At 69.7% G+C, this 18,316-nt stretch carries 7 protein-coding genes; all 7 read right to left on the bottom strand.

What is annotated here, in order from left to right; genetic code table 11:
• Positions 1 to 208: 208 nt before the first annotated feature.
• Positions 209 to 7,150 (bottom strand): polymorphic toxin-type HINT domain-containing protein, encoded by a 6,942-nt coding sequence (locus IEY91_RS02900; RefSeq protein ID WP_189172660.1) that lies wholly within the window; start codon positions 7,148 to 7,150, stop codon positions 209 to 211.
• A 96-nt stretch (positions 7,151 to 7,246) separates the two neighbouring features.
• Positions 7,247 to 10,867 carry a LamG-like jellyroll fold domain-containing protein gene (locus IEY91_RS02905; RefSeq protein ID WP_229696645.1) on the bottom strand — a complete coding sequence of 1,207 codons (3,621 nt, stop codon included), beginning with the start codon at positions 10,865 to 10,867 and terminating at the stop codon, positions 7,247 to 7,249.
• 132 nt (positions 10,868 to 10,999) lie between these two features.
• A complete protein-coding gene (locus IEY91_RS02910; RefSeq protein ID WP_229696646.1) occupies positions 11,000 to 12,511 on the bottom strand; it encodes a VCBS repeat-containing protein in 1,512 nt (503 codons plus the stop codon).
• Between the two features lie 421 nt (positions 12,512 to 12,932).
• Positions 12,933 to 14,198 carry a hypothetical protein gene (locus IEY91_RS02915; RefSeq protein ID WP_229696647.1) on the bottom strand — a complete coding sequence of 422 codons (1,266 nt, stop codon included), beginning with the start codon at positions 14,196 to 14,198 and terminating at the stop codon, positions 12,933 to 12,935.
• A gap of 275 nt (positions 14,199 to 14,473) precedes the next feature.
• Complete coding sequence (locus IEY91_RS02920) at positions 14,474 to 15,415, bottom strand: N-acetylneuraminate synthase family protein (protein WP_164321415.1); 942 nt, start codon at positions 15,413 to 15,415, stop codon at positions 14,474 to 14,476.
• A 13-nt stretch (positions 15,416 to 15,428) separates the two neighbouring features.
• A complete protein-coding gene (locus IEY91_RS02925; protein WP_189172662.1) occupies positions 15,429 to 16,715 on the bottom strand; it encodes an acylneuraminate cytidylyltransferase in 1,287 nt (428 codons plus the stop codon).
• Between the two features lie 137 nt (positions 16,716 to 16,852).
• Complete coding sequence (locus IEY91_RS02930; protein ID WP_189172663.1) at positions 16,853 to 18,241, bottom strand: DUF6716 putative glycosyltransferase; 1,389 nt, start codon at positions 18,239 to 18,241, stop codon at positions 16,853 to 16,855.
• Positions 18,242 to 18,316 lie beyond the last annotated feature (75 nt).

The raw sequence follows: 18,316 nt of genomic DNA on the forward strand, positions 1-18,316 counted from the left end.
TCCGTGCCGGGAAATTTCTACCCCGGCAGCGACGAGCCCTCGAACGCGACGGGCAAAGCATTCCACTTCTTCCCATCGCCCAACTTCCACATGAAACACTGCCAGCGGACCAACTGGCGGCACCATAGGGCGAACCCACAGCCGACCAAGCTCTTCCTCGACGGTTCCCGTCATCTCTCTATCACCTGCGATCCGTTCCAGAGGCCGATCACAGCACTCTCCCCGATCCTGGAATTATCGCACCCAAGAGCCCGGGGAACATCTCCGATGGAAGCCCGTACAAATCTGGCCCCTTGCCTGGATCATCAATCTGCGGACGCCCCGACGAGAAGATGTTCCACTGTCGCCTGCTCATACCAGATGGACGACGCTGGTCGATTGCAGCTGAGCGAACCTGAGCCACATACGAACTCGGAACATCGAAAGCGACGATTTGACCACCCGAGCCGCGGAATTGCTCTGTGTGTGCAATGTTCCCGCTCATGTTCAGATGCAGCATTCCGTCACCATTGATCGAGACGCCCCCATCACCATCTACCGAAAGGCGCTGACTATCTGGGTGATCCGTCTGCAATCGATATACCGTCGTGTTGCAGTTGTGAACGAGTACCGAAGTGACCCCCGCCACCACATAGTACGTATGCAGATCCGCAACCGTGAGGTTGTGGACCGACGCCTGTTGTGTCCACCTCTCGACCGCCGTGATCTGGACGTACGAGCCGGCGCTCGTGCGCAGTAGCTGGCCGGATCGCAGGTCCGTCGCGTCGATCCACTCGGCCAACTCCGGTACCCAGAAGGGGTGTCCGTCGGTGGCTGTGACCGAGGCGGTCTTGGTGCCCCGGTTGCCGTCGGTGTCGATGGTGACCTTGACCAGGTGCTTGGTGCCCTTGCCCTTGATCTCCGCCGTGACCGTTCTGACCTTCGTCTTACCGGTCTTCGGGTCGGTGGCGAGGACCTCGTCGCCTATGTCGACGTCCCGGATGGATTTGGTACTGCCGTCCGCCATCAACACCTTGGTGCCCGGTGTGAAGCTGTTCGAGCTGGGACACCCCTTCGCGGCCGCGTCCTCCAGTTTGTCGGCCTTCTTGTCCAGGCTGCGCCACTTGCCGTAGCTGCTCTTGAGCTTGCCGAGCAGGCCCCAGATCCGTTTGGCGAGCGCGATGCCCTTCTTCCAGTGCCACACATACTTCTTCGCCAACTGGCCGATCTTCGCGCCGATCGCGCTCGTGACGACGTTCAGAATCGTGGCGCCGCAGGAGCCGAGGCTGCCGGTGGAGAAGCAGTCGAGGGCGTCGGTGATGCCCAGCTCGTCCGAGAGGATCTTGCCGAGTTCCTTGGCGGCCTGAACGGCGAAGCTCTTCTCGACGTCGGCCCGCGACCGGTACTGGATGGCCTTCCGCTGCGCCGGTGTCTTGTCGAGCTGGTAGTAGGTCCGGTAGGTCTTGGTGGGCTTGGACTCCCAGCCACCGTTGTCCTTCAGCCTGCACTGGACGCCGATGAGGGCGCATTCATCGGGCTTGAAGCCGGTCGGGTCCGCCATGGTGACCGGACTGTTGTTGGCGTACGCGTACCCGTTGATCTGCTGCGGATCGGTGAAGTCGATCAGTGGGTCCGCGGAGATGAAGCGGCCGTTCTGCGGCTCGTACTCCCGCGCCCCGATGTGGGTCAGACCCGTGGAGGCGTCGACCGGCTTTCCGAGGAATCCCTTGTCGTCCACCCAGGCGTCGGCCGCGACGGTGCCGCGCTCGTTGCCGAAGGGGTCCATGCGGCGCCGGGTGACGTCACCCGACTTCGCGTCCACCGCCGCGAGCGATGTCCCGTGGTGGTCGCCCGCGAGGAACTGCACGCCCTCCGACGTGCGCATCGCCACTGTCTGGCCGGCGAAGCTGTAGTAGCGGGTCGCCTGCACCGCTCGGGTGTCGGTGTTCAGGGCGAGTTCCATGCCCGGCAGGTACAGCGTCTGCTTGCCGGGCTCCTTGCGCAGCAGGCGGCTGCCCGAGGCGTCGTACAGGAAGGACGTCGCCCCGGTGTCCTGCTTCGCCGACTTCGTCAGCTTGCCCTGGGCGTCCCAGGACAGGTCCTGGGACGTGCCGTTCAGGACTCGCTGACGGGTGTTGCCCGCCTTGTCGTACGCGAAGGTGTCCTGCGAGGTCACGGCGGGACCGCTGCCGCTCGCGGGCGTTTCCTGGACGACCTTGGTCAGGGTGTGCGGACCGCCGTTGCCGTCCGCGTCCTTGCCGTAGGTGTACGTCCGTGTGACGTCCGGCTTGCCGCTCACGCCGTGCAGGACCTGCTTGCTGCGGTTGCCCGACGCGTCGTAGTCGAAGTCCTGCCAGTAGGCCCCGGGGCCGCCGAGGCTGGGCGCGCTCGGGTCGCTCGCGCACGCCTTGTTCTGCTTGCCGGTGCCCGCGGCCTCGTCGGAGGCGTTGGCCGTCGCCCAGGCGGACTTCAGGCGGCGCTGCCAGTCGTAGCGGAAGCACTGGACGTCCGCCGCGCCGCCCTGCGGGGTGTCGGCGATCGAGGTGACGTTGCCGGACGCGTCGTACGTGTAGTCCGCGTCGTACGTCACCGCGTCGACGCCCGAGACGTCCACCCTGGAGTTCGCAAGCCGGTCGGTGCCGCGCTCGCGCTCGTAGGTGAGCCACGTCTTGTGCCCGTCCGAGCCGCCGATCGTGCCCAGTTCCAGCTGCTGGAGCTGGGACGTCGGGGCGTAGGAGGCCTGACCGACGTATGCCCCCTGCTGCTTGCCGTCCAGGTTGGACAGGAGCTGCGTCGGGCGCTGCAGGGCGTCGTACGTGTACGTGAGCGTCTCGGAGCCGAGGCCGCCGGCGGCGGGGACGCGCTGGGACTGGACCGTGCCGTCCGGGTTGTACTGGGTGCCGAACTCGTAGGTGCCCGCGAGTTCGGTGGCCGTGTCACCGCCCAGTGCCACCTTGGTCAGCGTCGGCTGGTACATCTCGTCCAACTGGACGTTGAGCGTGGAGGTCTGGACCTTGCCGTTCTCGTACTTGTACGTGCCGTACGGCTGTCCCTTGGCGACGTGGTCGTAGGTCGAGGCGGTGAGCTGAGTGCCCTTGTCCGGTTCGCCCTCCCACGTGGACGTGGGGCGGCCCAGTTCGTCGTACTTGGTGGACGTCGTCCTGCCCCGCATGTCCGTGGTGGCGACGAGACGGTCCAGGGTGTCGTACGTGTACGTGGACTTGCCGGTGTCCGGGTCGCTCGACGACGTCTTGCGGCCGCGCTGGTCGTAGCCGTACGACCAGGTGTTGTCCGCCGCGTCCTCGACGGACTTGAGCTGTCCTGCCGGCGTGTAGGTGTACGACGTGGTCTCGTAGTCGGCCGAAGTGCCGGTGGGCAGCGGCTTGTCGCCCTTGTAGCGGCGGACCTCCGTCGTCCTGCCACGGCCGTCGGTGACCGTCGTGGTGGGCGCCGAACCGGCCGGCGGGTCGACGTGGACGCGGTCGCCGCCGTAGGCGTACGTGGTGCGCCACTTCTCCTCGTCGGCGACCTGGAAGATCTCGGCCGTCTTGCGGCCCGCGCCGTCGTAGCGTGTGACGGTCTGGCCGTCCACCTGACCGGTGGGCTTGAAGATCTGGCCGGGGCGGGCTTCCTTGGTGTAGTAGTCCGTGGCCGTCTTGACGACGTTGCCGATTCCGTCGTGGTGCGTGTCGGCGACGATGCTGCCACCGCCCGTGCCCTCGGACTGCTGCTGGCGGGGCCGCAGCAGTCCGTCGTAGAGGGTGTACTCGGTGCCGTAGGACGTGCCGTTGTTCTCGATCTTCTCCGTCTTGACCGCGGTCGGCGCGCTCTTGCGGACCAGGTAGGTGTACTTGATGGACGGGGAGAAGTCCTTGTCCCGGGACCGGTCGGGCATCCAGACCGAGGTGAGCCGGCCGAGGGCGTCGTAGCCGAGGTCGCTGCGCTTGCCGTTCATGTCGACCTGTGCGGACGGGGCGCCCCACGAGCGGACGTACTCCGTGGACACCTGCCAGCCCAGCGGATTGGTCTCCGTCTGCCTGGTCGTGAGCCCGTCGGTCTCGGTGTAGTCGAACTTCGTCTCGGTGCCCTTGGCGTCCTTGACCTTCAGCGGACGCCCGAACCTGTCGAAGTCCGTGGCCGCGGTCTCGGACACCGTCTGGTACGTGGCCGTGGCGCCGTCGTGCTTCGACAGCCGCCGCACAGTCGTGGCGTCGCCCTTGACGGGTGCGTCGCCCAGGCCCTTGCCGTCGTAGAGCGTGAGGTCGTCGGAGATGACCTGCGTCTTGCGGTCAGGCTTCGTCTCGCACGTGACCGCGACCTTCTCGACCCGGGAGACCAGGTCGTAGATGTGCTCTTCCTTGTTGTCCGCGAACTCGTTGCGGACGCACTGGTTGTCGCCGCCGTCGCCGATCTTTCCGAAGTCGTCGGTCTCGACCGCGCGGCCGGTGGTGGCGTCGTAGCGGGTGGTGGCGGCCACCTCCTGCCATTTGTCGCCGCCCAGCGCGGTGTACGTCCGCGTGGTCTGGGGGCGTACGTAGAAGGCCTTGCGAGTGCCCCAGTCCTTCTCCCGGGTCGCGGTGGTGCGGGTCCACATCGTGCTGATGCTCTTCGAGACGACCTTGTCGGCCGAGAAGCCGCCGTTGTACGTGGTCGTCTCCAGTTCCTGGCCGGAGAGTTCGTCGTCGTCGGCGTGCTTCGTGCCCATCGAGTCCGTGACCTCGCCGCCGAGGCCCCGCAGGAAGACGTGCTCGGTTCGCTGTTCGGCGGCGCTGACGGTGCCATCGGACCTGGTCACGCGGACCTTGCCGTAACCGCGCCAGTCGCTGTGCGTGCGGTACTCGCTCTTGCCGATGCCATCGGCCCGGGCCTTCTTCCAGCCCGCGGCACCCTCGTACTCGTACGTGCTGACGCTGTCCGGAGTGTCCGCGGTCAGGTCGTCCTCGACCACGCGGGCGACCAGGTACTTGTGGAACCAGTCGGTGATCGGCTTCACCTTGCCCGGCGGATTCCACTTGACCGGGAAGCAGGCTGTCTTGGGCGAATCCTCCGGGGGCAGGTCGCTCGCCGTGCACTCGGCCTTTCGGTAGATGACGCTCATCTGGCCGCCGGAGCCGTTGTCGACCCCGGAGAGGCGGAAGCGGTTCATCGCCTGAATGTCGTCGCCCTGCTTGTCGACGCGGTTGGGCAACTGTGTGCCGAGCAGTTCCACAGCCGGGGTCTCAGTGGTGCCGGAGCCCGCGTGACCGGTCTGCTTGATGGTGTTGAGCCACAGCGACTTCGAGCTGTCGCCGTTGTCGGTGAAGAGGTGGCCGAGGGTCCAGGAGTCGACGTCCGCGTAGCCGTCGCCGTAGCGGATCTGCGTCGTGACCTTGCTCAGCTTCTTACGGGTCCAGAAGGTGGGACTGTTCTGGCCCTTGCACTTGGTGTCGGCCTTGCAGTTGAGGTCCCAGGGGACGTCGGGCCAACGGCCGGCCGTCGCGTCCGTGAGGTCGCCGGACTGGCAGTCCGCCGCCGCGCCCTCACACCGCTCGTCGATGTCGAACACCATGCGGGCGGCGGCAGGGGTGCTGTACACCTTCTCGTGGCGCTGACCGTAGTCGATCCGCTTGAGGTAGCCGCCGCGCGTGTAGGACTTGCCGTTCTCGTCGGTCTTCAGGCCCTGGGTGTAGTAGTTGGTCTCCTTGCCGTAGAAGTACGACATGGCGTTGCCGTGCGGGTCAACGACGTAGTCGAGGTTCCAGCGCCAGGCCTGCTTGCAGTGGGCGTTGGCGAACGTCGCGTCGTAGCAGGGCTCTTTGGCATCGTCGCCGTAGACCGGGACGGTCCAGGTCGAACCGGTCTGTTCCTTGCCGGAGGTGTATCCGGGCAGGTTGTCCAGGCCGAAGTAGTACTCGGTGCCGTCGGTCGTGGTGACGCGCCAGTGCTCGCCGTTGTCGTCGCCGTTGCCGGCCCCGGACAGCTTCTCGACCTTGCTGTTGTCGTCGCCGCTGATCCGCCACTTTCCGGTGGCATCGTCCAGGATCAGCTCGCCCGAACTGCCGCCGCCCAGCTGGATGGTGGCGTTGTCGTAGGCCCAGCACTGGTCGCCGTTGGTCTCGCCATGGCCGGTCTCGGCGCACGGCTTGTAGCGCCGCTCGATGAAGCCGGGCTCGTAGCCGAAGCCTTGCCCGATCCAGGAGCCCTGGTTGTTGGTGGCCCCGGTCTGGCCGTCCACGGACTGGGAGTTGTAGCCCAGCGAGACCGACGGCACGAGTCCGCCCGGCGCGGGCGGTGTGCGCAGCGGGTACGTCCAGTTGAACGCGCCGGAGGAGTTGGAGACGCTCCACTCCGCGGACGGCGCGAGGGGTGTGGCGCCGAAGCTGCCCTGGTCACCGGAGGACCCGGCGGTCGCCGCGAGGACCGTGGGGGCGGACCGGTCGCCGCGCTCCCCGAGGGGAACGTCGGCGGTCAGGGTTCTGGCAGCGGTGTCATTGGTCGTGGGCAGGTCGTGTGCGGTGGCACAGCCGCGCTTTCGCGGTGTGCTCAGCGCGCACTCCGGGAGCCGCACGAGACGCAGGCGGGATCCGTATCCGGCGCCGTACGCCTCGGCGAACCCGGAGTAGTCGAGGGTGAGGCGCGCGGCCCTTGGCCTGTCGGCCTTGCCCGGCCGCGGGGCCTTGCCGGTCTGTGGAGTCTTGCCCGACCGTGGGGTCTTGTCGGCGTCGGCGATCGTGAGCAGAACGCCGTCCACGCCCGCGGCCTTCGTCCTCTCCCGGCCGGCCACGTCGACCTCGACGGTGTCCGGGGCCTGTGGCCCGGATCTCTCGCGTTTCCCGGGTGGGCCGATCCTCACCGGAAGGCCCGCGGCCTTGGCCGGCCGCGCCGAGGATCCGAGTGACACCGCGTCGCTTCCGGGCTTCGGCCACCTGACCTCGGCCGCCTTGTCCATCCGCGCCTTCTCCGCCGGGTTGGCCTTGCGGCCCTCGGCCTTGAGGGACGTGCCGGGCACGGGCTTGCCGAGGTCCTGCTGGACTCCGGGGCGGGTGCGCCCCTTGTCGTCGGCCGCCGCTTCCGGGGCGTACTGCGGGAGCAGTCCCACGGCCAGTGAGACGCCGAGGGCGAGGATCACCGGGCGGCGTGCTCCGGGGTGCGCGGACCAGGAGGGCAGACGGAAGCACTTGGACGTAGACATGTCACATCTCCGGGAAGTATCGGAAGGAGGAGGCGGCAGAGAGGTGTGGCGGACGGAGCGGCCGGCTGTTGGGCCGCCCCGTCCGGCTGTCCGCGCCTACGTCACCGTTCCGTCCAGGTTCACGCCGGACTCGAGATTCGCCACGGTGGCCACCAAGGCCTCGTCGAAGGCTCCTTCGAAGACCCGTACTTCGTCGATCGCGCCGGAGAAGTAGCCGGATCCCGACGTCAGCCCCGAGCGGCCCACCTGCACACCGGTCGTGGCGAAGTCCCAGTCGTTGGGCCACTTCACGACCTGATCGGTCCACTGGCCGTTCACGTAGAGGCGGACCTCTTCGAAGAGGGCGTTGTAGGAGAGCGCGAGGTGATCGCCGTCGCCCGAGATGCTGGGCTCGACCCCCTTCGCCGTCGCCTCCTGCACGGGCGCGTCCGGTGTGTCCTTCTCAGTGAGGCGCAGCTGCCAGCGGCCGCTTTCCTTGTCGAACCGGACGGTGGCCGCCGTCCCCTCGGTCCCGGGCAGCGAGAACACCGTCTGGCTGGCCGTGGCGTCGGGCGAGGCGAGCCTGGCCCGTGCCGTGACCGTGAAGCTGGCCTTGGACTTCAGCAGCCCGGCCGGGCGGGCGGCGTACCCGTCCTTTCCGTTCAGGGCGAGGTGGCCGTCGCCCCACAGCGGCTGCTCGGCCACCTTGCAGTTCGGGTCGAGGACATCGCAGGAGTCTTCCGCCTGGTAGACGGAGGCCCCGCCGCGCATCGTCAGGCCCCTGCCCTCCGAACGGTCCGGGACCACTCCGTCAGTGGACTCGTCCATGTCCCAGTAGGCGCGCTGCAGCGGCGGGAGCCCGCCCAGGCTCCGCGTCTCGCCGACGGCGAGGACACGGTCGAAGACCTGGGCGTCCGCGACCGTCCCCTTGAGGTTCGCGGTGTATCCGTCGGGCTCCAGGGCACGCCCGATCTGCAGCGAGCCGGTGGCGTTCCAGCTCGTCGGGCGCTCCTGGACGTCACCCTTCACGAGCGTGCCGTTGACGTACATGCGCATGGTTCCGTGGGTACCGGCCTTGACCTCGTCCTTGTCGTAGACGCCGACGAGGTGGGTCCACTCGCCGGCCACGGGCTTGGGGCCCTGGACCTGCCACGAGATCATCGAGTTCATCTCGCTGTCGGGTGCGAGGAAGGACCAGCGCCTGGAGGCGGCGTCGTATCCGAGCGAGAAGCCCGACTGGGCCGTTCCGTCCTGGCTGAGCACGCTCATCGAGGTCTTCGGCAGTTCGGGCAGCTGCACCCAGGCCGCCACGGAGAAGGTCTTGTCCGTGTCGACGACGTGCTGACCGGTGTTGAGGTAGGCGCCGCTGCCGCCGTTCAGGGTGGCCGCCGTACGCACCGAGCCGTGCGGGCCGTCCTCGCCGAATGTCACGCCCGAGCCGGCCGTGGCCGCCGGTGTGTTGTCGTTGCCCGCGGCCTGCTTCGATCCGACCGGGTCCGCCAGCGCCCAGGACGCCTTGGCCGAGCGCCCCTTGGCGACCCGGAAGCGGTAGGACCTGGTGATGTCCTTGGCGTTGCCCGCGCGGTCCTCCGCTCTGACGAACAGGGTCATCGGGGCTTCGCGCTGCGGCATCCAGCGCAGGGTGACCGGTCTGCCGGGCGCACCCGGCGTGACGGTCCTCTCGTCCTCGCCCGTGAACTGGTAGGAGTACTTGACCACGTCGGTTCCCTCGGAGTGCAGCTCGAAGGTGCCGTAGTCACCCACGCCCGCGTGCCACTTCTCGTCGTTGGGGTACTTCTCGGACTTCACCTCCGGCGCGGCGGGCTTGGTCTTGTCGAGGATGAACTCGCACCGGGTTCCGGATCCTTCGTGGCTCCACGGCCCCCAGGATTCGTCCGAGCTGGCGATGTCGTCGCCGCCGCGCACCCACCATCCGATCACGGTGTTCTCCGGCAGCGTGAACTTTCCCGTGCCGTCGCCGCGGATGTCCGCACCGACCTTGTAGCTGAACCCGGCGACGCCGCTGTCCCGGCCCCGCTGCGAATCCGACTGCTTGTACCCGGTCGTGACGACGTACTTCTTCTCGTCGCCGTTCTTGTCCGTCCAGAAGATCTCGAACTGGGCCCTGAGCGTCTCCGTGTTGCCGTGCGCGTCGCCGTGGTCCGGGTCCCAGATCTCCGCCGACAGCGTCGGCACTTCCTTCGTGTAGTGCTTGGTGGCCTCGCCGTAGGCGCACTTGCCCCCGTAGTCCATGGACAGGTCGTCCATCCTCGGCTGGTAGGGCGGCCGGTTGTACGTCACCTCGAGCGCCGCGTTGTTGCAGAACCGCTTCCACGACACGTACGAGTCCTCGGTGGCGGCCTGCAGTCCGAACGTCGTGGTGTCCCAGCCGCTGGACGCCGCCTTCTGCACGGTGCCCTTCACGTTGAAGCGAACGTTCTGGTTGGTGGCCGAGCAGGATCCGGTCGGGTTGGTCGGCGACTCCGACGTGATGTGGTCCTTGCTGGAGGGCCGGTTGGACCAGTTGGTACGGGAGTTGATGGCACTGCCTCCCGAACTGTTCACCCGGTGCAGCTGGACCGAGCGGGCCTCGCTGTTGTACGTGTGCACCAGCGTGATCGCGAACTCGGCCTTGAGGATCCTCTTGTCCTCGAAGCTCCCGGTCGGCAGCGCGTAGTACTGCCGCTGCACGTCGTCGCTGCCGGTGCAGCGCACGGAGAAGTTCGCGGGGCAGCGGCCGACGCCCTTGCCGGACTCGACGCCGTCGTCGGAGTTGGGGAATTTCCACCCCTCGAGGCCGGGCTTCGCGGACGACACCCACGTCCATGCCGTGCGGCTCTTGGTCCTTGCGACCGGGTCGATGATCACCGGATAGCGCGTGTTCTCGCCCCGGAGCAGGCTCATGTCGGGCTTCAGGGTCATGACGTCACGGCGCAGGCCGAGGGAGACGTCCGCGACCCGGGCGCCGTCGCCCGGTGCGGCTTGGGGTGCCGCAGCCGCGCGCTTCTGGCGCCCCGCGGGGCGGCTTTCGCCGCTGGAGTCCCACATCACGGGCTGCGGGGCCTCGAACACCGTGCCGCCCGTGCCCGGGTCCTTCGCCACGAGCCCGCCCCCGGCGGCCTCGCTCAGGTCGACGCCCCGGGTCTCGACGGGCATGTCGATGGCGGTCAGCTTCGGATTGGCCGCCGCCTCGGCGGACTTGACGACCAGCAGGTGGGCGAACCCCTCGGGCTCCGCACGGACGACGAGGTCGACGTCCGGCAGGACCGCGCGGTACGTGGCGGTGGCGCCCTCGACCTCGGGGGCGGGCAGCTTGCCGGGCCAGGACAGCGAGAGCGTCCTGCCGTCGCGCACCAGTGTGGCGAAGGGGCCGTCACCGCCGCCGGAGAGGGTCACGGCGGTGGGGGTGGCCCTGGGCGCCAGGGTGCCGTTGCGCTGCTTGACCAGCGTCGTGTCGATGTCGGTCCAGGTGCCGCCCTTGCGCGTACGGACCGGCTGCGCGTACTGCTTGACGGTGAGGGTGCCGTCCGGGTTCGCGAACGTCTGGCTGCGTTCGGTGCGCCGGCCGAGGACTTCGACGCGCTTGCCGGACTCGTCCGACCGCTGCCGCGCGGCGTCGTCCGTCAGTGCCGTGCGCGGAGCCGGACTCGTGGCCGCGGACGGCCGCTCGTCCGGTGCCGCCGCCGCGGGCAGTCCGGCGACCACCACCGCGAGGACGGAGGTGAGCGCACCGGCCACCAGGGCCGTACTTCTTCGCGCACGCCGAACTGCCCTGCTGTTCACAATTCCCCCTGAGTCGAAAGCCGTGCCTGAGCCATGAGCCGGACGTCGGCGCGTACGCAGCACGGTGCACGCCGACCCGCCCTCGGGCTAGCGGATGTCGGAGCCGAACGCCTTGCCCTCGTCAGGGACGCCGTCCGCGCCCGGCTTCACCGTGCGCACCGACCCCGTACCGTCCTCGATGTGCTTCCAGGACGCCGCGTACACCAGGCCCCTGCGGTCGCCCGAGGTCTTGCTGTAGGGCACTCCGACGTACAGGTCCTTGTACGTGCCCCACAGCCCGAGGCCCACGAAGTCACGCGGCTCGGCCGTGCCCGGCAGGCCGTGCCCTCGCGTGAGGACCTTGCCCCCTCGGCCCGGCGAGCCGAGCGCCGACAGGATGTGCACGGCGCCCGCGTTCTCCACCGCGCCCACCTCCTGGTTGGGGACGCTGACGGCCAGCTTGATCGTCTCGGCGGTGCCGGTCGCACCCGGGTCGGTGTTTGCCAGGGCGACCCGCTGGCCGAAGAAGTCCGAAACCGCCGGGCGGTCGTCGCCGCCGGACGCCAGCCGGTCCATGAAGTTGGCCTCTGTGACGGCGCCGGACGGCTTGATCCGGATGACGGTGACGGCGCCGGCGTCCGCGACCGTGCCCACGTTCTCGTTGGGCGTTCCGACGGCGAGCAGCGCGTCCGTCTCGGAGTCTGCGCCCGACGGGCGGTACGGGACCATGGACAGCGCAGTGCCGAAACGGTCGTCCTTGGCGGACGCGCCGGACACCAGAGCCGGGTGGTTCTCGTCCACCCCGTCCAGGGACGTCGGCCGCCCGTCCTCGATGGTGTGGTTGAACAGCGTCACCGCACCGGCGAACGACTCCTCGCCGATCGCCTCGCCGGGCGCCCCCACGGCGATGAAGCGGCTCGTGGCCGCGAGACTCTGACCGAACCGGTCGTTGGCCTCGGCCACACCCGGCACATCCGGGTCGTCCTGGTTGACCGTGGTCTTGGCGGTGCCCTGGACGTAGTGGATGCATCCCGCGTCCGAGACGTTGCCGATGGCCTCGCCCGGCACGCCGATGGCGAGGTACGGCTTGCCTCCCGATTTGGTGCCGGCCGCGAGTGCGTAGCCGAAGAGGTCTCCGGCCTCGGTCGCGGTGTCCCCGTCCAGACCAGCCTGTGTGTAGCTCCGGATGGTGGAGCCCTCACCGATGCCCGAGGGCCTGCCGTGGATGACATACACGGCGCCGGCGTCCGCCTGGGCGCCGTCGGAAGTGGTGACGTCCTCGTAGGGCGCGCCGACTGCCAGGTCGTCGCACCCGTCCTTGTCGGCGTCGTACACCGCGATCGACGAACCGAACTTGTCACCCGTCTCCGGGTCGGCCGTCATGCCGCTCAGCTTCTGGGAGATCTCGAAGACGCCCTTGTCGCCGCCGAGCACGACGCGGACGAGACCGGCTCCGGCCTTGCCCGACACGGTCGCCTCGGAATCGGCCACAGCCATGTCGCGGAGGCCGTCGCCGTTGAAGTCCGATCCGGTCCCTTCGGTACACGCGGCCGCTGCTGCCGCCGATGGCGCGCTCATGGACATGGACGTCGTGGCCGCCACCACCAGGGCTCCGGCCACTCCCCACCTCGTCAGCCGTGCGCCACGGCGCGCCTTCCGAACCAACTCCACAGTCCCCACCCCAGAGTTACAGAACACCGTCACAGAACGTTCACAGCGGGGTGAGTAAAAGGGGAGCCAAGTCGATTCGTCAATGCACTCGGGAACGCGGCGCGTCACGCGCCGTCACGGGGAGCCACTGAATGCTTCCGGCCCAGATGAGTACCGGCCATTCCCGGATCACCTCCGGGGCATCTGGTGCAGGAGTGCTCAGGGAACGCCAGTGATGCAGAACTGTTTGCGGTTACGGGAGTTGGCGTTCAGCGAAGAGCCCGCCCAGCCGGCTGGGCGCAGCGCTGATCCAGCCACGGCGTGCTCCGCTGCGGCTCCATTCGTAACGCAAAGCAACCGCAAATATTTTGTCAACAGACGTGGTGTCGCCCTATGCCGGAGCCGCCTGCCCCAACGCCGCAGGCGACCCCGCGGCCGCCGCCAGGCCCCCCACGTCCTCCGCAGAAGCCGCCGCAGGCCCATCCGCCTCCGAAGCCAACCGCTGCACATCCCGTGCCGTCCCCGTGACCCCCGAGAGGAAGCCCTGGGCGCGGGGGGATGCCGAGTCCGTGAGCCAGGTGGGGTCGATGTCCATGACCGCGACCTTGACGTCCGTGCCGGCCAGGGCGAGGGGGAGGGTGTGGACGACCGTGGAGGGGAAGCTGAGGATGGTGCGGCCGATGGGGCCTCTGCGGGCGATGAGTTCCAGGGGGAGGTCGGGGCGGACCACCTGGAGGCCCGTGTCCACTGCCAGGCGGTGGAGTTTCTCCGCGCTCTCGCGGCGGTGCGCGAAGTAGCGGGCCGCGCCGTGCGTCCCGGCCAGCGACTTCACCGCCTCGATGTAGCGGTCCAGGTCCACCACGCCCGTCTCCACCAGCGACGTACCCACCAGGTCCGCGCCCTTGGTGATGCGGGGCGGGCCGAAGCGCGCCCTCGTCCACGCGAACGAGTTGACCGTGACCCGCACGCCCTCCGGCGCCGACTCGATCGGCATGGAGGAGAAGACCTCCACCGTGCGGTCACCGCTCGGGCTCGGCGTCAGGCGGCGGCGTGCCTTCGACGACACCGGCATGAAGACGACGTCCCGCGGTCCGGGGCGGCCGCCTCGCCGGTGCCAGCGCACCAGGCGTTCGCCGCGCGCCAGTTGGGAGATGAACTCCATCGTGGCCGTGCCGTCGTCCACCACCACCAGGTCGCGGGCGCGCGTGATCGTCAGGAGCAGTTGTACGTAGCGGGAGAACGGGTCGCCGATCACTATCCGGCGGGCCCTGCGCAGCGGTCCTGCCAAGCCGCCGATCGTGTGGAACGGCGCCGTGGTGCCGCCCCGCGCCTCCTCCCAGCGCACATGGAAGCCCTCGCCGCGCGCCAGTTCGGCCATGCGGCGGAGCTGGCCGCGGGTCATGGGGTCGGTGGGCGAGAGGACTACCAGGGTCAGTTCCTCCGGCCGGTTCCCCGAACCGTTCGCGGGTGGGTCCTCCGGCTGGTTCCCCGTCCCCTTCGCGGGCGGGTCCTCCCGCCGGTTCCCCGGCGGGACTTCACCCCGCATCGCCGTATGCGCCCACTCCAAGACATTGAGCAACTGCACCGGCGACTCCACGAACGCCAGCGTCCCGCGCCGGGTCGTCGTGGCCGCGCGCCGACCGCTTCGTACTGACATGAGTCCTCCCGTGCACAGCGGTGCGGCGGTCCCCCGTGGAGCCGCCGAAGCTCCGGCCGCCCGGGCCGGAGCCGACACGGCCCCGGCCACCGGGGCCGGAGCCGACGAAACCGCGGTCTCCGGCGAGGGAGACCGCGGGGCGCGCCGCCCGGGACTGCGGGGCGCGGAAGCCGGCGCCCCGGTGGTCCCGGGGGCGCCGGCGGGCCGGCGGGTGGTGCCCGCCGGCCTGTGGTCGGACGTCATGTCCGGCACCCGGTGCCGTGTCCGACCAGGGGTCAGACGGTGGCCGGCTCGCGGTCGCCCGCGTCCGACTCGGCGACGACGCCCGCGACGCGGCGGAGCTTCTTCATCGGGCCGAGCTCGGACTCGTACACCTTCTTGACGCCGTCGCCGAGCGAGGCCTCGATGGTGCGGATGTCGCGGACGAGGCGGGACAGGCCCTGCGGCTCGACGGAGGCGGCCTGGTCGGAGCCCCACATCGCGCGGTCCAGGGTGATGTGGCGCTCGACGAACGTGGCGCCGAGGGCGACGGCCGCGAGGGTGGTCTGCAGGCCCGTCTCGTGGCCGGAGTAGCCGATCGGGACGTTCGGGTACTCGGCCTGGAGGGTGTTGATGACGCGGAGGTTCAGCTCCTCGGCCTTCGCCGGGTACGTCGACGTGGCGTGGCAGAGCAGGATGTTGTCCGAGCCCAGGACCTCGACCGCGTGGCGGATCTGGCGCGGGGTGGACATGCCCGTGGAGAGGATGACCGTGCGGCCCGTGGCGCGCAGGGCGCGGAGCAGCTCGTCGTCCGTCAGGGAGGCGGAGGCGACCTTGTGGGCCGGGACGTCGAACTTCTCCAGGAAGGCGACGGCCTCGGTGTCCCACGGGGAAGCGAACCAGTCGATGCCGCGCTTGGCGCAGTGCTCGCTGATGGCCTGGTACTCGGACTCGCCGAACTCCACGCGGTGGCGGTAGTCGATGTACGTCATCCGGCCCCAGGGGGTGTCGCGCTCGATGTCCCACTGGTCGCGCGGGGTGCAGATCTCCGGGGTGCGCTTCTGGAACTTCACCGCGTCGCAGCCGGCGTCGGCGGCCACGTCGATGAGCGCGAAGGCGTTCTCCAGGTCGCCGTTGTGGTTGATGCCGATCTCACCCGTGATGTAGACGGGGTGGCCCGGCCCTGCGGTCTTCGAACCGAACGTGCGCAGGCGGTCGTTGGAGGCCGTGTTGCTCATGGGGGGACTTTCCTTAACTGTTGAGGGAGGGGCCGAGGATCCAGGCGGCGATCTCTCGGATCGCGCCGTCACCGCCGGGGACGGAGGTGACCGCGCGTGCGGCGCCGCGCACGACGTCGTGGGCGCTCGCGACCGCCACGGGCCAGCCGACAAGGCCGAAGCACGGGAGGTCATTGACGTCGTTGCCGACGTAGAGCACGCGCTCGGGAGCGATGCCCTGCTCCTCGCACCACTGCTTCAGTGCGAGGTCTTTGCGGTCGATGCCGTGCAGGACGGGGATGTCGAGCTTCCGTCCGCGGGCGGCGACGACCGGGTTCCGTTCCGTGGACAGGATCAGCAGCGACAGGCCCGACCTGCGCAGGGCCGCGATGCCGAGGCCGTCACCGCGGTGCACGGTGACGAACTCCCGTCCGTCGGAGTCGATCAGCACCTTGTCGTCCGTCTGGGTGCCGTCGAAGTCGAGTACGACCGCGTCGATGTCGTCGCGGGTCGGGAGCGCCCCGTCGCGATCCGCGTCGAAGAGCGGGGCGAGGGCGCGGGCGCGGGCGAGATCGTGCGGGTCGTCGATCTCCAACACGCGCGCGGGGTCGGTGCGTACGAGTTCCGTGTGCCCGAAGAAGCGGTGCTTGTGCGTACGGAACCCGGGCGCCGCCATGCCGTACACCGCGCCGGTCTCCAGGAGGTCCTGGGGGCGGTCCTGGCGGCGGGGGCGGAACGACTTGTCGTGGTTCACGCCGTAGCCGCCGGAGGTGACGGTGTCGGTGACGACCTTGGTGGTGCCGCCCTCGGCGGCGGTGGCCGCTTCCTCGATGGCGGGCGGCTCGTCGCGGGCGTCGCGCCAGATGAAGCCGTGGAAGGCCGCGACGGTGTGCGCGGTGTCCGCGCCGCCGTCGGTGATGGCCCCGACGACGCCGTCGACGTCCTCGCGGGTGATGAAGGGGCTGGTGCACTGCACCAGCAGGACCACGTCGACGGTGACGCCGTGGCGCTCCTCGTACCCGTCCATCGCGTGCAGCACCGCGGCCTCGCTGGTCGCCGTGTCACCGGCGATGGCGGCGGGGCGGAGCACCACCTCGGCGCCTGCGGCGCGCGCCGTCTCGGCGATCACCGGGTCGTCGGTGGACACCACCACGTCGGTGACCTGCGGCGATGCCACGCAGGCACGCACCGCGCGGGCCACCAGCGGGATGCCGCCGACCGGCGCCAGGTTCTTGGCGGGCACCCCCTTGGACCCGCCTCGCGCGGGGATGACGGCGAGGACGCGGCGTACCGGTTCGCCCTCTGGGTGGGGCTTGGACATGGAGGCTCCTTCAGGGGTGCCTGGTGGGGGGCTTGTCGGCGGGAGCGGCGAGGGCGGCAGGAGCGGCGCGGGATTCGGCCGGTCCGCTGCGGCCTGCGGCGGGATCACGGGGCGCCCAGCCGTGCCGTCCGGCGGCGTCACAGCTCGCCCATCCGTCGGATGACCGGCGCGACGCGCTGCACGCCGTGGCGGTACGCGCCGCGGGCGGCGGTGCGGACGGCCTGGCGGACGGGGCCGGGCTCGCGGTCCGCGGCGGGCGCGCCGGGCAGCGGTCCCGCGTCCGGGCCCAGGTGGTGGCGGGCGAGTATGCCGGGCAGGTAGCCGGGGGCGGTGACCAGCGTGTAGTACGGGCGGATCGGGTCGAGGGAGCCGTCGCGGGCGCGCTCTGCGAGCTCCGCTACGCGCTTGCGGGCCGCGTCGAAGGCCGTCTCGTACGCCCCGTCGGCGGCGACGCCCTGCCGCGCGACCCACTCGGGGTCGGGGGTGGGGCTGTGCCCGGCGTCGAGCTGGTCCCAGGAGGCGAGGCAGCCGGAGCCGATGAAGGCGTGGTTGCCGAGGGCCTCGCGGATGCCGAGGTCGGTGAGGACGGCCGTCGGGACGCGCCGGTGCAGCGCTTCGAGCGCGGCGGTGGAGCTGACGGTGACGAGCAGGTCGGTGCGGTCGAGCACCTCGCCCATGTGCCCGTAGACGAGGCGGAAGTTGGGCGGCACGTCCTCGCTGCGGACCAGCTTCTGGTACGGCAGTTCCTCGATGTGCGTGGTGTGCTCGCCGGGCTTGCTGCGCAGCTTGAGCAGGACCTCGCGCTCGGGGTGCCGCTTGGCGTGCTGGAGCAGGCGGGACAGCAGGTAGCTGCGGTCCGCGCGCTTCTCCGGTACGGAGGGCTGGGCGGCGAAGACGACAGTGTGCGGCTCGCGCGGGGCGTACGGCTCGCCGCCGAGGAACGGCAGCGCGGCCTCCACGACACCGGACGCGTCGGCGCCCACGCCGTCGTACACCTCGCGGAAACGCTCCGCGTCCTGGCGGGAGTTGGCGAGGACGACGTCCGCGCCGTGCCGCAGGAGCAGTCCGTCGGCGAGCTTCTCGTAGACCACGCCGACGTAGCCGGTGACGACGAGGGGGCGGCGGGCGCTGCCGTTCCAGACGCGGGCGAGCCCGTGCAGGACGGCCTGGACGGCGCCGCCGACGAGGGCGAGGACGATGATGTCGTACGGGGCCTCGTCACCGCCGTCGGATCCACGGCCGCCGGAGTCGCGGCCGTTCGCCTCGATCGCCTTCAGGAACTCGATGGCGGTGACCTCGCGCAGGCTGTCCGCCCGCACACCCACCTCTTCGAGCTGGCGGGGCGTCGGGGTGGCCCGGCCGCGCAGCAGGTATCCGTCGAGGTGCAGGCCCCGCTCACCCGTTGCTTCCGCAGCGCCCTCCACGGATCCCGCGAGGCGGCTCGCGGTGAGCGAGCCCCATTTCCATCGGGTGTCGGAGTCGGCGAGCACGGCGACCCGTGTCGTCTTGTTGTTGCTTACTGGCACATCGCAGACGCTAGGAAGGCATTCCGATTGATGGCCCAACTCAGGTGCAACAAACGGTTAACAGCATGCCGACGA

Origin of the sequence: Streptomyces lasiicapitis, from assembly GCF_014646335.1 — a bacterium.
Classification (GTDB): domain Bacteria; phylum Actinomycetota; class Actinomycetes; order Streptomycetales; family Streptomycetaceae; genus Streptomyces; species Streptomyces lasiicapitis.

Bases quoted from the DNA above. Each gene is read 5' to 3' on its own strand.
- IEY91_RS02900 (WP_189172660.1), bottom strand. From the start codon at position 7,150: ATGTCTACGTCCAAGTGCTTCCGTCTGCCCTCCTGGTCCGCGCACCCC.
- IEY91_RS02915 (WP_229696647.1), bottom strand. From the start codon at position 14,198: ATGTCAGTACGAAGCGGTCGGCGCGCGGCCACGACGACCCGGCGCGGG.
- IEY91_RS02920 (WP_164321415.1), bottom strand. From the start codon at position 15,415: ATGAGCAACACGGCCTCCAACGACCGCCTGCGCACGTTCGGTTCGAAG.
- IEY91_RS02925 (WP_189172662.1), bottom strand. From the start codon at position 16,715: ATGTCCAAGCCCCACCCAGAGGGCGAACCGGTACGCCGCGTCCTCGCC.